The following is a 14,838-nucleotide window of genomic DNA, read 5'->3' on the forward strand; positions in this document are numbered from 1 at the left end:
ATTGATGTCCCTTCGGAAGGCGGGGAATTGACGAGGTTCAGAGGTCGGTGCCGTCCGTGATCCACCAGGCGGCGGTGGACCCGGCGAGCGCCCCGGGCGGGCAGTCGCCGCTGGTCAGCAGCGGAGTGCCGGAGACCGGCGCGGCCGTGGGCGACGTACCGAAGTTGACGGCGCAAACCAGGCCGTCGCCGCGGACGAAGCCGAGGACGTCCGGCGGGGTGTCCAGCCAGCGCAGCGAGCCCTCGCCCAATTGGGGCAGCGCGGAGCGCAGTTGCAGGCCGTCGCGGTACAGGTGCCAGAAGGAGCGGGTGTCGGCGAGGGCGCGTTCGGTGACGTACTCGGCGAAGTACGGGGGCTGCGGCAGCCAGGGCTTGGCGCTCTGGGTCCCGGAGGTGAAGCCGAACGGGGAGACCTGCCCCGACCAGGGCAGCGGCACCCGGCAGCCGTCGCGGACGCGGGCGCGGCTTCCGGTGCGGCGGAAGATCGGGTCGGTGAGTACGTCGTCGGGCAGGTCGACGACCTCGGGCAGGCCGAGTTCCTCGCCCTGGTAGACGTACGCGGCTCCGGGCAGCGCCAGCATCAGCAGCGCGGCGGCGCGGGCGCGGGCGGCGCCGAGCCCGCTGCCCTCCACGGCGGCCTCGCCGTAGCGGGTGACGGTGCGGACCTGGTCGTGGTTGTTGAGGACCCAGGTGACCGTGGAGCCGGTACCGACGATGTCCTGCATGGCCTCGGAGATGACCTTGCGGAAGGCGTCGGCGTCCCAGGGGGCTCCGAGCAGGTCGAAGAAGAAGGCCTGGTGCAGTTCGTCCGCGCGGACGTACTTGGCGTGTTCGCGGGCGCTGGGCACGGACACCTCGCCGACCAGCAGGCGTTCGCACCCGTCGCGCGCCGTGTACTCCTCGCACACCGCGCGCCAGTGCCGCCACACGTCGTGCACCTCGGGCTGGTTCCAGGCGAGCGGGTTGACCGAGTCACGGGTGCGGGCGTCGGCCTCCGGGTCCGGGGAGTCGGGCAGTTCGGGGTGCTTGAACAGGCCTGCGGCCACGTCGATGCGGAAGCCGTCCACACCCCGGTCCAGCCAGAAGCGCAGGACGCGCTCGAACTCGGCGGGGATCTCGGGGTTGCGCCAGTTCCAGTCGGGCTGCTCGGGCGTGAACATGTGCAGGTACCACTGGCCGGGGCGGCCGTCCGGCTCGGTGATCCGGGTCCAGGCGGGGCCGCCGAACATGGCGTGCCAGTTGTTGGGCGGCTCGGCGCCGTCCGGGCCGCGGCCGTCGGTGAAGTGGAAGCGGGAGCGGGCCGGGCTGCCGGGTTCGGCGGCGAGCGCCTCGCGGAACCACGGGTGCTCACTGGAGCAGTGGTTGGGGACGACGTCGAGGAGCACCCTGATCCCGAGCCGATGGGCGGTGGCCATCAGCAGGTCGAACCCGGCGAGGTCGCCGAAGAGCGGATCGACTCCGCAGTGGTCGGCCACGTCGTAGCCGTGGTCGTGCTGCGGGGAGGGGTAGAAGGGACTCAGCCAGATGCCGTCGACGCCGAGCTTCTTCAGATAGGGCAGCCCGGCCCGGACCCCGGCCAGATCGCCGATGCCGTCGCCGGTGCTGTCCAGGAAGCTGCGGATGTACACCTGGTAGATCACCGCGTCGCGCCACCAACCATGCCTGTTCAATCCATTGACCTGTTCCTGTGAAGGCAGCAGTTATGCATGCATGTTAGGTATCGGTTTCAGGAAGATGTCAACGAACGGAACGGAAGCTGCTGGGCAGTGGGCCACCTATGTCCAGACTTGTCGGGTCGAGTCAGGCGCAGATGTGATGACGGCGTTACCTAACAAGTAACTATTACTGGCCTCTGCCGGGAGCGCTACGAGCGGCCGGCGATGGCGTCGAGCTCGCGCGCGAGGCGCCGCACGGCCACCTCGGGGGTGCGCCGCCCGGCCAGCGTGTCGTGCACGACCGCCTGCACCACCAGGCTGACCTGGTCGTAGTGCGGGCTCTTGGGACGCGGCGCGGCGGCCAGCACGGAGGCACGCAGGGTCGGCAGATACGGGAACCGCCGCACGAGTGCCGGGTCTTCGTACAGCGCGGCGCGTACGGGCGGCAGCGCGCCCTTGGTGAGCACCTGGCGCTGGACGGGCTCGCTGGTGAGGTACGCGATGAGGCGCGCGGCCGAGTCGGGGTGCCGCGCGTGCGTGTTGACGGCCAGGTTGGAGCCGCCGAGGACACTGGTCCCCGGCCCCTCGGGTCCGGGCAGCGGTACGGCGCCGATCTTCCCGGCGACCTTGGAGCCCTTGGCGGAGGCCACCGCGTACGCGTAGGGCCAGTTGCGCAGGAAGAGCAGCCGGCCGTCCTGGAAGGCCTGCTTGGACTCCTCCTCCTTGTACGTCAGCGCCTCCTCGGGGATCCAGCCCTCGCCGAAGCCGCGCGCCAGGAAGCCGATGCCCTCGCGAGCGGCACCCGAGTCGACGGTGACGCGCTCGCCCTCGTCGCCGAGGATCGTGCCGCCCGCCGAGTACACGGCTTCGGCCGCGTTGACGGTCAGGCCCTCGTACGGCAGGAACTGGCCCGCGTAGCCCTCGAGTCCGTACTTCGGGGCGATGGTCCGGGCGGCGTGCTCCAGCTCGGCCCAGGTGCGCGGTGGCGGGACGCCCTCCTCGGCCAGGACGTCCTTGCGGTACAGCAGCAGGCCGGCGTTGGTGACGTACGGGACCGCGTACAGCCGTCCGTCGTAGGTGGCCGTGTCGACGACCGGGGGCAGGAAGGTCCCCAGCGGGAAGCGCTCGCGCGGCAACGGGCGGATCCAGCCGGCGGCGGCGAACTCCGAGGTCCAGTTGACGTCGATGTTGAGCACGTCGAACCGGCTGCGCTTGCCGCCGCGCAGGTCGGTGGCCATCTGCGCCCGGGTCTCGTCGGCGGCGTCGGGCAGCTCGACGAGGGTGACCCGCTCGGCGGGGTGGGTGCGGTTCCAGCCCTCCAGCAGCGGGCCGAGGTAACCGGTCAGATCGCCCGCGGTGGCCAGGGTGAGCGGGCCGCGGCCGCCGCCGCTCCCCTCGGTCGCCCGGGCACCCGAGGCGATGTAGCCGCTCATGACCACGACCAGAACGAGGAGGCCCCTACCGGCGGCGTGGATCCACCGCATAGGTTCCTCCTTGCACACCGGCGCCGGGCACCTTCGCCCGGCTCAGGCCATGTATACCTGTTAGGTATGGGCGATACTAGGGCCTGGCGTCAATCTCACGTCGACCACCCGGAGACACCACGCATGACGCGTCTGACGAGGACCTAGGAGGAGAGCACGCGTGCGCCTGCCCCTCCTGGCACTTCTCGCGCGCGGTCCCGCCCACGGCTACGAGCTGAAGCAGGACCTTGAGCAACTGCTGGGCTCCGCGTACCCTCAGCCGAACGTCGGCCAGATCTACGTGACCCTCGGCCGCCTCGAGAAGTCGGGACTGATCGAGGGCGAGGAGGTCGAGCAGTCCAGCCGGCCCAACAAGAAGATCTACCACCTCACCGACGCCGGACGGGGGGCGCTGCGCGCCTGGTTCGAGGAGCCCGAGGACGAGCCGCGGGTGCGGGACGAGTTCTTCATGAAGCTCGCCCTCGCCCCGCAGACCGGTCTCGCCGACCAGATCGCCCTCATCAACAAGCAGCGGCGCCAGTACCTCAACACCATGCGCAACCTGTCGAAGCTGGCCGCCGCCGAGAACCGGGACAACCGAATCGCCCATCTGCTGATCGAGGGCGCCATGCTGCACCTGCAGGCCGACCTGGACTGGCTGGAGCGGTGCCAGGAGGAACTGGAGGGGCTGGAGTGAGTGACGTCCGAGCTCCGGTGCTGCTGCGGGCCGAGGGCCTGGTCAAGACGCACCACGGCCAGGGGGCGCCCGCCCGGGCCGTGCGCGGGGTGGATCTGTCGGTGACCCGCGGCGAGTTCGTGGCGGTCACCGGTCCGTCCGGGGCCGGCAAGTCGACGCTGCTGCACCTGCTCGGCGGACTGCAGCGGCCGGACGAGGGCACCATCTGGCTGGACGGCCGGTGCGCCGACTCCTACGGCGAGGCCCGCTGGGCCGAGGAGCGCCGCAACGGCATCGGGATCGTGTTCCAGTTCTTCAACCTGGTCTCCAACCTGTCCGTCGCCGACAACGTCGAGCTGCCCGCCCTGCTCGCCGGTCGCTCGCCGCGGCAGGCGCGTGCCGAGCGGGAGGAACTGCTGGCCGAGCTGGGCCTGGAGGGCAAGGAGCGCAGCATGCCGGGCGAGCTGTCCGGCGGCGAGCAGCAGCGGGTCGCGCTGGCCCGCGCGCTGGTCAACCACCCTCCGCTGCTGCTCGCCGACGAGCCCGCCGGCAGCCTCGACAGCAAGGGCACCCGCGAGGTGATGCGGCTGCTGTCCCGCTTCCACGGGCGCGGCCAGACGATCGTGCTGGTCACCCATGACGCCCGGCTGGCGAGCGCCGCGGACCGGGTGATCAGTTTCTTCGACGGCCGGATCGTCGACGACGCGGAACTGGACGGGACGACGCCGTCGCGGAGCACGGGGATCTCGGGCGTGCTGGAGCTGAGGGACTGAGTGCGGTGTACGACCACCTGACGTGCTCGGGTCCGCGTTCCGGACCGAGGGACTGAGGCCGGTGCGAGCCACGTTGCGCTGGGCGCACTCCGATCTGCGCGCCCATCGCGGGGAGGCGCTGTTCCTCGTGCTGGCCACCGCCGGCATCGTCGCCTCGCTGCTGCTGGCCACCGCGCTGTTCGGCTATGCGACCAATCCTTGGCAGCGGGTCTTCACCCAGTCCCACGGGGCCCATGTGTGGCTGCACACGGCGCGGTCCGCCGAGACGGAACGGCTCGCCGGGCTGGACGGCGTCGAGTCGGTCACCGCCGCCTACCTCGTCGAGTCCGCCACCGTCGTCTCCCGCGGCACCCGCGCCACCGTGGAGCTGCGCGGTACGCCCTCGCCGCCCACCGTGGGCCGCCCGCTGCTCACCGCCGGGCGCTGGCTGGACGCCGGGGAGCCGGACGGTGTGGTCCTGGAGAACCGCCTGGCCAGGGCGCTGCTGGCCGAGCCCGGGGACACCCTCGCCCTGCCCGGCACCGGGCGCACGCTGAGCGTGGTGGGCATCGCCGACGGCGCCGAGCCCCGCTACGGCCCCGGCGAGCAGCCGGGGCTGGTGTGGGCGCACCCGTCCGCCGTGCACGAGCCCGGCGGACGGGTGGTCGGGCTGCGGCTGACCGATCCCGACGACACGGACTACGCCGTGCAGCGCGCCGTCACCGTGCTGGGCGCCGGCGTGGTCGGCGAGGTGTCCACCTGGCAGCAGGCGCGGGCCGAGGCGCAGGGCGACAACCGGCTGCTCGGGCAGGTGCTGGGTCTGTTCGGGCTGGGCGCGCTGATCGCGGCCGGGCTGGCGGTGCACGGCGCGATCGGCACCCGTATTCGGGGGCATCTGCGGGACATCTCGGTGCTGAAGGCGATCGGTTTCACGCCCGCCCAGGTGGTCCGGATCTTCCTGCTCCAGCATGTGGCGTACGCCGTGCTGGGCGCCGTGGCGGCGGTGGCGCTGACCGAGGGGCTGGGCGCGCGGATCCCGGGCCGGCCGGGCGACGCGGTCGGGGTGTGGCAGGGCCTGCCGGCTCACACGGTGGCGATGTTCGCGGTCCCGGTGGGCGCGGTGCTGTTCATCGGCGCGGTGACCGGGCTCGCCGCGTGGCGGGCGGGCCGGGTGCCGCCGGTCCCGGTGCCGCGCCCCGCGGCGGTGCCGGGCGGCGGCCTGACCGCGGTCGCCCGCGGGGCGCTGGGTCTGCGCCTGCCGCCCGCGCTGGTCCTGGGCTGGCACCGGGCCTTCACCCGCCGCCCGCGCACCTTCGCCACAGTGGGACGGCTGGCGCTGCCGCTGCTGCTGATCGTGGTGGCGATGAGTGCCTGGACCACGATCGACCGCTTCCACAACAGGCCGGAGGAGCTGGGGCTGCCGGCCGCGCTCACCGTCCGCCCCGACAGCACCCTGAACGACCGGGGAACGCGGGAGCTGCTGGCGCGGGAACCCGGCATCGCCGCCGTCTACCCCGGTGTGGAGGTGGCCGCCCTGGTCCCCGGCCAGACGGCCACGATCGCCCTGCGGGGCCTGGGCACCCGCGAGGCTCCCTACCCGTTCGCCCTGGCCGAGGGCCGCGGCGCCGACGGCCCCGACGAGGCAGTGGCCGGGCAGGGCCTGCTGGACCTGCTCGACGTCCGGGTCGGCGACTGGGTGCGCATGACGGTCGGCGACCAGCCGCAGATCCTGCACATCGTCGGCCGCAGCATCGAGCCGGAGAACGCAGGCCGGGTCATCTCCACGTCCCTGGACACCCTGCACGAGAACGACCCGAACCTCAGCCCCACCTTCTACCAGCTCCGCCTCGATCCGGGCGCCGATCCGCGCCACGTCGCCACCGCGCTGTCCGCCGCCGCCCACGGCCACCTGGACGTCCACCCGGTGACCAACCCGGCCGACGGCCTGTCGTCGATGCGCGCGGTCATCGTGGGCCTGATCTGCGTCCTGGCCCTGATCGGCCTGATCGAACTCCTCTCCGCGATCGGCGGCACGATCCGCGAGGGCGAACGGGACCTCCTGGCCCTGAAGGCCATCGGGCTCTCCCCCCGCCAGATCACCGCGATCACGGTGACCTCGACCAGCTGCACCGCCCTGGCGGCCGCGGCCACCGCCACCGCTCTGGCCCTCCCCCTCTCCAACTGGTTGATCAACACCCAGGGCCACTCCAGCGGCATCGGCGCCGGGATCGCCAGGACCCCGTCCCCGCTCCTGCTCCTCCTCTTCATCACCTCGGCAGCCCTGGGCGCCGCGGCCCTCTCCACCCTCCCCGCCACCAGAGCCTCCCACCGCCGCCTGGCAGACACGTTGACGGCGGTGGCCTGAACGCCCACGGGTCTTGGCGGGGCTGGGGCGGAGCCCCGGGGACTCCAGGAGTCCGAGGGTTGCGCCCAGCGAGGCGCGAGGCTGGTAGGTGGCGGAAGGGGTCAGCGGGAGCGCAGGGCGCGGTACTTGGCGACCAGGGTCGTCGTGGAGGGGTCCAGCCCCTCCACTTCCGCGCCTTCTGTCAGAGCCGGCTCCACCTGCTTCGCCAGGACCTTGCCCAGTTCGACTCCCCACTGGTCGAAGGAGTCGATGTTCCAGACGGCGCCCTGGACGAACACCTTGTGCTCGTACAGGGCGATCAACTGCCCCAGCACCGACGGAGTCAACTCACGCGCGAGGATCGTGGTCGTGGGGTGGTTCCCCCCGAACGTCTTGTGCGGCACCAGCTCCGACGACACCCCCTCCGCCCGTACCTCCTCCGGCGTCTTACCGAAGGCCAGCGCTTGGGTCTGCGCGAAGAAGTTGGCCATCAGCAGATCGTGCTGCGCCCGGAGTTCGCCGCTCAGCTCGGCCACCGGCTCGGCGAACCCGATGAAGTCCGCCGGGATCAGCTTCGTGCCCTGATGGATCAACTGGTAATACGCGTGCTGCCCGTTCGTGCCCGGCGTCCCCCACACCACCGGCCCGGTCTGCCAGCCCACCGGCTCTCCGTCCCGCTGCACCGACTTCCCATTGGACTCCATGTCCAGCTGCTGCAGATACGCGGTGAACTTCGACAGATAGTGCGAGTACGGCAGCACGGCATGCGACTGCGCGTCATGGAAGTTGCCGTACCAGATCCCCAACAGCCCCAGCAGGAGGGGCACGTTGGACTCGGCCGGCGCGGTCCTGAAGTGCTCGTCGACAAGACGGAAGCCGTCCAGCATCTCCCGGAACCGGTCCGGCCCGATCGCGATCATCAGGGACAGGCCGATCGCGGAGTCGTACGAGTAGCGCCCCCCGACCCAGTCCCAGAACTCGAACATGTTCTCGACGTCGATGCCGAACTCGGACACCTTCTCCGTGTTCGTGGACAGCGCCACGAAGTGCCGGGCGACCGCCTCCGGGCCGGACTTCAGCTCTTCCAGCAGCCAGTTGCGTGCCGACGTGGCGTTGGTGATCGTCTCGATCGTGGTGAACGTCTTGGACGCGATGATGAACAGCGTCTCCGCCGCGTCCAGATCCCGCACGGCCTCGTGCAGGTCCGCGCCGTCGACGTTCGACACGAAACGCACCGTCAGACCGCGGTCGGTGTAGGCCCGCAGCGCCTCGTACGCCATCGCGGGGCCCAGGTCGGAGCCGCCGATGCCGACGTTGACCACGTTGCGGATCCGCTTGCCGGTGTGCCCCGTCCACTCCCCCGACCGCACCCGGTGGGCGAAGTCGCTCATCCTGTCGAGGACCGCGTGCACCCCGGGCACGACGTTCTCCCCGTCGACCTCGACCACCGCGTCCCGCGGCGCGCGCAGCGCCGTGTGCAGCACGGCCCGGTCCTCGGTGACGTTGATCTTCGCACCGCGGAACATGGCGTCCCGCAGCCCGAACACGTCCGTCGCGGCGGCCAGCTCCCGCAGCAGCCGCAGGGTCTCGTCGGTGACGAGGTGCTTGGAGTAGTCGACGTAAAGATCACCGACCTGGAGGGCGTACGCCTCGCCGCGCTCCGGGTGGGCCGCGAACAGATCCCGCAGACCGGTGTCGGCGAGCTCCTCACGGTGCCTGGCCAGAGCGGTCCACTCCGGCCTCTGGTTGAGCCTGGTACGGGCGTCTGCGTTCATTCGGACCTCAGCCTTCTTTCCTAGCTGTCCTGCGTCCTTGCCCCGCTGCCGCTCCAACCTAATTGATCAGCGGGCGACATGAGCCGTCGTCACGCCGTCGTCCGGCGTGACAACGAGTACGTCGGCGCGGTGCGCGGGTATCAGCGCGGCCACGGAAAGGACGAAGAACGCGGCCGTGAGCAGCGCCGGCCAGTTCGGCCCCCACACGGCGGCGACGGCCCCGCCGAGCACCGCCCCGAGCGGCGCCCCGGCCACCGCGACGGTGCGGAAGGCCGCGCTGACCCGGCCCAGCATCCCGGCGGGGCTGCGCTGCTGCATCAGTGTCGTCGTGTTCACGTTCCACACCATGCCCATCAGCCCGAAGACTGCCAGCGCGGCCATCGCGACGGCCAGGCTGCGCACCAGTCCCATGACCACCAGAGCGGCGATCTGCACCCCGCCGGCCAGCACCACGGCCCGCATCCGCCCGAGCCGGGCCACGATCCGCCGGTTGGCCGCTCCCCCGGCCAGGCTGCCGAGCGTGTACGCCGTCAGCGCCGCCGCGTACCCCTTGGTGCCCGCGCCCAGCCAGCCGGTCACGACGACCACCAGGGTGGCGATGAGCGCGCCCATCCCGACGTTGCACAGCGCGGTGGCGGCGCACAGCCCGCGCAGGGCCCTGTCCTGCCCGAGGGCGCGCAGTCCCTCGGCCATCTCCCGCCGCAGCGTGCTGCCCGTCGGTCTCGGCTGACGCTCGGGCGCCGGGACCCGCAGGGAGGCCACGAGAGCGGCGGCCACCAGGAAGGTGGCGGCATCGGCCGCGAAGGGGGCGGCGGCCCCCGCGGCGAACAGCAGGGGCACGACCGGGCCGCCCAGCAGCCCGCCCGCCAGGCGCTGCCCGGTCATCAGACGGGCGTTGGCACCGCCGAGCGCCTCGGGCTCCACCAGGGCGGGCAACAGGGCCGTGGCGGCGTTGTCGAAGAGCGTCTGGAGCGTGGTCAGCGTGAAGCCCAGAGCGATCAGCAGGCCGACCGAGGCGTGCCCGAGGGCCACCGCCAGGGCGAAGCCCCCGACCAGCAGGCCCCGTACCGTGTCCGCCGCCCACATCGCGCGCCGCTGGTCCACCCGGTCCGCGACGGCGCCGCCGAGCAGCCCGAAGACGATCCAGGGCAGATAACCGCAGGCCGTGACGGAGGCGATGAGCAGCGGGTCGTCGGTCAGGGAAAGGGCGAGCAGCGGCAGCGCGGCCGTACGCAGCGCGTCACCGAAGCTGGACAGCACGGCGGCGCTCCACAGCCGTCCGAATCCACCGTGCCACGCCGGCGCACCCGCGCCGACGGCTTCGCGCCCGGCCTCGACCCCCGTCATGGCTTCCCCTCTGCCTCACGATTCACCGATGCACAAACCGTAGAGGGCACCACTGACAATCGGTCCGCGGCGGCCGGTCCGCCCGGATACGCAACAGGTCCGGCCCCGCGCCCGAAGGCGGCCGACCGGACCTCAAGTCCTAGATCTCGCCCCGCAGTTTGGCGAGCGCCTCGGCGAGGATCGCCTCACCGTCCGCGTCGCTGCGCCGCTCCCGCACATAGGCCAGGTGCGTCTTGTAGGGCTCGGTCCGCGGCGGGGCCGGCGGGTTGTCCTGGTCCTGACCGGCCGGGAAACCGCAGCGCGGGCAGTCCCAGGTGTCGGGGACCTGCGCGTCGCTGGCGAAGCTCGGCTGGGTCTCGTGTCCGTTGGAGCACCAGAAGGAGATGCGCAGACGCGGCGCGGACTCGCCACGCTCGGCCTCGCCCATCGGCCCCGCCCCGACCCGGCTTCCTCGGATCGCGTTGCCACTTGCCACGGTCGTAACTCCCTGCGTGATGGTGCCGCGAAGCGAGTCGGCCTTCCGCTCCGCTGCGAGCGCCTCAGTCTACGTAAGGCCCAACGCGCGTCCAGTGATGGGAGTTACCGCTCCCACACAGACGCAAGCCCCATGATAGGCCGCGCTCAGGAGCGCGTACCGACCATGGGGCCTTACGTACGGAATGTGCGGTCCCTACCGACGGGCAGCCGCTCGTCAACTGCTCGTCTTCATCAGGATGCCGAGCACGATGATGCAGGCGAGCCACAGCAGGCCGATCACCACGGTGATGCGGTCGAGGTTGCGCTCGGCGACCGAGGAGCCGCCGACGGACGACTGCATACCGCCACCGAACATGTCGGAGAGGCCGCCGCCCTTCCCCTTGTGCATCAGCACCAGCAGCATCAGCAGCAGGCTGAAGACGATCAGGGCGATCGAGAACCCCAAAACCACGGCTGGACCAACTTCCTCGGATTCGGATGGACGACGGGGTGTGACAGGTCATGCCTACCATGCCCCCGCAAGGGTACGACGGATCGCCGCCCGCGCATACTCACAGCCAGGCCCGCCCTCTGCGGCGGGCCTGGCTCACTGCTCGCGGCCGGCCCGGCTCACTGCTCGCCGAAGCGCACGATCTTGACGAACTCGTCCGAGTCCAGCGAGGCACCGCCGACCAGGGCGCCGTCGATGTCCTCCTGCGCCATGATCTCGGCGACGTTGCCCGACTTCACCGAGCCGCCGTACTGGATGCGCACCTGGTCGGCGACCTCCTGCGAGTACAGCTCGGCGAGCTTGCCGCGGATGGCGCCGCAGACCTCCTGGGCCTCCGCGGCGCCGCAGACCTTGCCAGTGCCGATGGCCCAGACGGGCTCGTAGGCGATCACGATCGACTCGGCCTGCTCGGCGGGGATGTCCTTCAGACCCCCCTCGACCTGGGCGAGCGTGTGCGTGACGTGGTTGCCCGCGTCGCGGACCTCCAGCTCCTCGCCAACACACAGGATCGGGGTCAGACCGTGCTTGTAGGCGGCCTTGACCTTGGCGTTCACCAGCTCGTCGGTCTCGTTGTGGTACTGCCGGCGCTCGGAGTGGCCGATCACCACGTAGGTGCACTTCAGCTTGGCCAGCATCGGGCCGGAGATCTCGCCGGTGTAGGCGCCCGAGTCGTGCGCCGAGACGTCCTGGGCGCCGTACTTGATCTTGAGCTTGTCGCCGTCGACCAGCGTCTGCACGGAGCGCAGGTCGGTGAAGGGCGGCAGGACGGCGACCTCGACGGCCTCGTAGTCCTTGTCGGCCAGGGCGAAGGCGAGCTTCTGGACGTGCGCGATGGCCTCGAGGTGGTTGAGGTTCATCTTCCAGTTGCCCGCCATCAGCGGCGTGCGCGTGCTCATACGGTTTCAGTCCTCCAGTGCGGCGAGGCCGGGGAGCGTCTTGCCCTCGAGGTATTCGAGGGAGGCGCCACCGCCGGTCGAGATGTGGCCGAATGCCGACTCGTCGAAGCCCAGCGTACGGACGGCCGCGGCGGAGTCGCCGCCGCCCACGACGGTGAAGCCGTCCGAGTCGACCAGGGCCTGGGCGACCGCCTTGGTGCCCTCGGCGAAGTCGGGGTGCTCGAAGACGCCCATCGGGCCGTTCCAGAAGACGGTGGCGGCGTCGGCGAGTTTCGCGGCGTACAGCTTGCGGGTCTCCGGGCCGATGTCCAGGCCCTCCTGGTCGGCCGGCATGGCGTCCGCAGCCACGGCGGTGGGATGGACCGGGGTCTTGGCCTTCAGGTCCGGGAAGTCGGGCGAGACCAGCGTGTCCACGGGCAGGACCAGCTCGACACCGGTCTTCTCGGCGCGCTCGATGTACTCCCTGACGGCCGGCAGCTGGTCCTCCTGAAGGAGGGACTTGCCGATCTCGTGGCCCTGGGCCTTGAGGAAGGTGTAGGCCATGCCGCCGCCGATGAGCAGCCGGTCGGCCTTGCCGAGCAGCTCGTCGATGACGGCGAGCTTGTCGGAGACCTTGGCGCCGCCGAGGGCGACGACGTAGGGCCGCCGGACGTCCTCGGTGAGCTTCTTCAGGACGCCGACCTCGGTGGCGATGAGGTAGCCGGCGTAGTGCGGGAGGCGGGCCGGCAGGTCGTAGACGGAGGCGTGCTTGCGGTGCACGGCGCCGAAGCCGTCGCCGACGTAGACGTCCGCGAGGGCGGCGAGCCGGTCGGCGAACTCGCCGCGCTCGGTGTCGTCCTTGGACGTCTCGCCGGGGTTGAACCGCAGGTTCTCGATGACCGCGACCTGGCCGGGCTGAAGGCCGTCCACGGCGTCGTGGGCGGCCGGGCCGACGGTGTCCTGGGCGAACGCCACGGGGGCGCCCAGGAGTTCGCCGAGCCGCTCGGCGGCGGGCAGCAGCGAGAAGGCCGGGTCCTGGGCACCCTTGGGGCGGCCCAGGTGGGAGGCGACGACCACCTTGGCGCCGGCCTCGGCGAGGGCCTCGACAGTGGGCAGGACGGCGCGGATGCGGCCGTCGTCGGTGATGACACCGTCGGCCAGCGGCACGTTGAGGTCGGCGCGGACGAAGACCCGCTTGCCGTCCACGCCTTCGGAGAGAAGTTCGTCGATCGTCTTCATTGGGTGGGACTCCTGAGGAGGGGGCTCTTGATCGTACGAGGGCTGATCGATCCGCACGTGGGCGGGTTGTGGTCGTTCGGCCCGCTGTACGTGCGTCAGGGCCCGGACGGCGCGTTGGCGCGCCGCCCGAGCCCTGCTCTCACACCGGGGTGCCTGCCCTGCCGGTCAGAGCTGGTTGCCGACGAAGACCGTCAGGTCGACGAGGCGGTTGGAGTAGCCCCACTCGTTGTCGTACCAGCCGATGACCTTCACGTTCTTGCCGTCCTGAACCATGGTCAGGGACGAGTCGAACGTGCAGGACGCCGGGGCGTTGACGATGTCCGAGGAGACGATCGGGTCCTCGGTGTACTCCAGGAGGCCCTTCAGCTCGCCCTCGGCGGCCTTCTGGAAGGCGGCGTTGACCTCTTCCTTGGTGACCTCGCGGGAGAGCTCGACGACGAGGTCGGTGACCGACCCGGTGGGAACCGGGACGCGCATGGCGATGCCGTCCAGCTTGCCCTTGAGCTGCGGCAGGACCAGGGCGGTGGCCTTTGCGGCGCCGGTGGTGGTCGGGATGATGTTCTCTGCGGCGGCACGGGCGCGGCGCAGGTCCTTGTGCGGGAAGTCCAGGATGCGCTGGTCGTTCGTGTACGCGTGCACGGTGGTCATCAGGCCCTTGACGATGCCGAAGTTCTCGTCGAGGACCTTCGCCATCGGCGCCACGCAGTTGGTGGTGCAGGAGGCGTTGGAGATGACGTGGTGGTTGGCCGGGTCGTACTTGTCCTGGTTGACGCCCATCACGATGGTGACGTCTTCGTTCTTCGCGGGGGCGGAGATGATGACCTTCTTGGCGCCGCCGGCGATGTGCTTCTGGGCGTCTTCCTTCTTGGTGAAGATGCCGGTGGACTCGATGACGATGTCGACGCCGAGTTCACCCCAGGGGATGTCGGCGGGGTTGCGCTCGGACAGCACCTTGATGGTGTGGCCGTCGACGGTGATGGTGTCGGCGGTGTGGGAGACCTCCTGCTTGAGGCGGCCCAGGATGGTGTCGTACTTCAGCAGGTGAGCGGTGGTCGCGGTGTCACCCAGGTCATTGACAGCCACGATCTCGATGTCTGCACCCTGCTCCAGCAGCGCGCGGAAGTAGTTACGACCGATGCGGCCAAAGCCGTTGATGCCTACGCGGATCGTCACGAACCGATCTCCTCGTTGGTACGCCGGTTTCGACGCCGGCGAGCTGTATTGGGATGTCCCCGACCACCCACGACCCTACCCCTCTGAGGCCTCCGAAGTGACATCTGGACGCGTCCTGGACAGCACTGCTTCCACAAAGGTCCGAGCCCCTCGCGCAGGCCGCCGGGATCACCCGATTTCGCTATGGATTGCCCATACCAATTGACCACGTTGGTCACTCGTTCGTGAGCCCCTCGGCTCACTTGTGAAATGCCACGATCTCCGCCCATTCCGGACTTCCGGCAAACCGGGCAATTCCCCCACGAGGCCGCCACCGCAGCGGACCGCCCCAACCGCCCCGGCCACCCCCGGCCGCCCCGCCTCCCGGCGACTGGCGCAGCCTGCCAAGCACCGTCGTCGGCCTGCGTCGGTCGACCCGGGCGGTCACTGTCGGTAGTCCCTATCGACCTGCCGGGCCCCCCCCGCGCCCCCCCCCGGGGGGGTTTGCCGGGGGGGGGCGGGCGGGGGGGGGGGGGGAGTCGGTATTTGGGTGGAGGGGGGTGGCGGGCGATAAAGACGCCGCCAGGGGCGGGG

Annotated in this window: 12 protein-coding genes; 3 read left to right on the forward strand and 9 right to left on the reverse strand. The window is 70.9% G+C overall.

Going from position 1 to position 14,838, the window contains the following annotated elements; genetic code table 11:
- Positions 1-37: 37 nt before the first annotated feature.
- Positions 38-1,669: an alpha-amylase family glycosyl hydrolase gene (locus ACFY4A_RS29020; protein WP_390832298.1), complete on the reverse strand. Its 1,632-nt coding sequence runs from the start codon at positions 1,667-1,669 to the stop codon at positions 38-40.
- A gap of 194 nt (positions 1,670-1,863) precedes the next feature.
- Positions 1,864-3,138, reverse strand: coding sequence for an ABC transporter substrate-binding protein (locus ACFY4A_RS29025; RefSeq protein ID WP_390832299.1), 1,275 nt, complete (start codon positions 3,136-3,138; stop codon positions 1,864-1,866).
- Positions 3,139-3,298: 160 nt separating this feature from the next.
- Here ACFY4A_RS29025 and ACFY4A_RS29030 point away from each other — a divergent pair, with 160 nt between their 5' ends.
- The 3 genes from ACFY4A_RS29030 (at position 3,299) to ACFY4A_RS29040 (ending at position 6,910) form a co-directional block, all read left to right on the forward strand.
- Positions 3,299-3,814: a PadR family transcriptional regulator gene (locus ACFY4A_RS29030; RefSeq protein WP_390832300.1), complete on the forward strand. Its 516-nt coding sequence runs from the start codon at positions 3,299-3,301 to the stop codon at positions 3,812-3,814.
- On the forward strand, positions 3,811-4,566 hold the full coding sequence (locus ACFY4A_RS29035; protein WP_390832301.1) for an ABC transporter ATP-binding protein: 756 nt from the start codon (positions 3,811-3,813) through the stop codon (positions 4,564-4,566). Before ACFY4A_RS29030 ends, ACFY4A_RS29035 begins: the two co-directional genes overlap by 4 nt.
- 61 nt (positions 4,567-4,627) lie before the next feature.
- Positions 4,628-6,910: an FtsX-like permease family protein gene (locus ACFY4A_RS29040; protein WP_390832302.1), complete on the forward strand. Its 2,283-nt coding sequence runs from the start codon at positions 4,628-4,630 to the stop codon at positions 6,908-6,910.
- A 101-nt stretch (positions 6,911-7,011) separates the two neighbouring features.
- Here ACFY4A_RS29040 and pgi read toward each other — a convergent pair whose 3' ends face one another.
- From pgi to gap, 7 genes are all read right to left on the reverse strand, one after another.
- A complete protein-coding gene (gene pgi / locus ACFY4A_RS29045) occupies positions 7,012-8,664 on the reverse strand; it encodes a glucose-6-phosphate isomerase (protein ID WP_390832303.1) in 1,653 nt (550 codons plus the stop codon).
- A 66-nt stretch (positions 8,665-8,730) separates the two neighbouring features.
- Positions 8,731-10,011 carry an MFS transporter gene (locus ACFY4A_RS29050; RefSeq protein WP_390832304.1) on the reverse strand — a complete coding sequence of 427 codons (1,281 nt, stop codon included), beginning with the start codon at positions 10,009-10,011 and terminating at the stop codon, positions 8,731-8,733.
- Between the two features lie 139 nt (positions 10,012-10,150).
- The gene (locus tag ACFY4A_RS29055) at positions 10,151-10,486 is read right to left on the reverse strand and encodes an RNA polymerase-binding protein RbpA (protein WP_073952427.1); all 336 of its coding nucleotides are present in this window, start codon (positions 10,484-10,486) and stop codon (positions 10,151-10,153) included.
- Positions 10,487-10,702: 216 nt separating this feature from the next.
- Positions 10,703-10,939: a preprotein translocase subunit SecG gene (gene secG, locus ACFY4A_RS29060; RefSeq protein ID WP_100569504.1), complete on the reverse strand. Its 237-nt coding sequence runs from the start codon at positions 10,937-10,939 to the stop codon at positions 10,703-10,705.
- A gap of 158 nt (positions 10,940-11,097) precedes the next feature.
- A complete protein-coding gene (gene tpiA, locus ACFY4A_RS29065; protein ID WP_390832305.1) occupies positions 11,098-11,874 on the reverse strand; it encodes a triose-phosphate isomerase in 777 nt (258 codons plus the stop codon).
- Between the two features lie 6 nt (positions 11,875-11,880).
- Positions 11,881-13,092, reverse strand: a complete 1,212-nt coding sequence (locus ACFY4A_RS29070; protein WP_390832306.1) for a phosphoglycerate kinase — start codon at positions 13,090-13,092, stop codon at positions 11,881-11,883.
- Positions 13,093-13,257: 165 nt separating this feature from the next.
- Positions 13,258-14,265 carry a type I glyceraldehyde-3-phosphate dehydrogenase gene (gene gap, locus ACFY4A_RS29075; protein WP_390832307.1) on the reverse strand — a complete coding sequence of 336 codons (1,008 nt, stop codon included), beginning with the start codon at positions 14,263-14,265 and terminating at the stop codon, positions 13,258-13,260.
- Positions 14,266-14,838 lie beyond the last annotated feature (573 nt).

Source organism: Streptomyces sp. NPDC001292, assembly GCF_042896465.1.
GTDB lineage: Bacteria > Actinomycetota > Actinomycetes > Streptomycetales > Streptomycetaceae > Streptomyces.

Excerpts from the sequence above, each read along its gene's own strand:
- ACFY4A_RS29070 (WP_390832306.1), bottom strand. The coding sequence starts at position 13,092 with ATGAAGACGATCGACGAACTTCTCTCCGAAGGCGTGGACGGCAAGCGG.
- ACFY4A_RS29025 (WP_390832299.1), bottom strand. The coding sequence starts at position 3,138 with ATGCGGTGGATCCACGCCGCCGGTAGGGGCCTCCTCGTTCTGGTCGTG.
- ACFY4A_RS29050 (WP_390832304.1), bottom strand. The coding sequence starts at position 10,011 with ATGACGGGGGTCGAGGCCGGGCGCGAAGCCGTCGGCGCGGGTGCGCCG.
- pgi (WP_390832303.1), bottom strand. The coding sequence starts at position 8,664 with ATGAACGCAGACGCCCGTACCAGGCTCAACCAGAGGCCGGAGTGGACC.
- tpiA (WP_390832305.1), bottom strand. The coding sequence starts at position 11,874 with ATGAGCACGCGCACGCCGCTGATGGCGGGCAACTGGAAGATGAACCTC.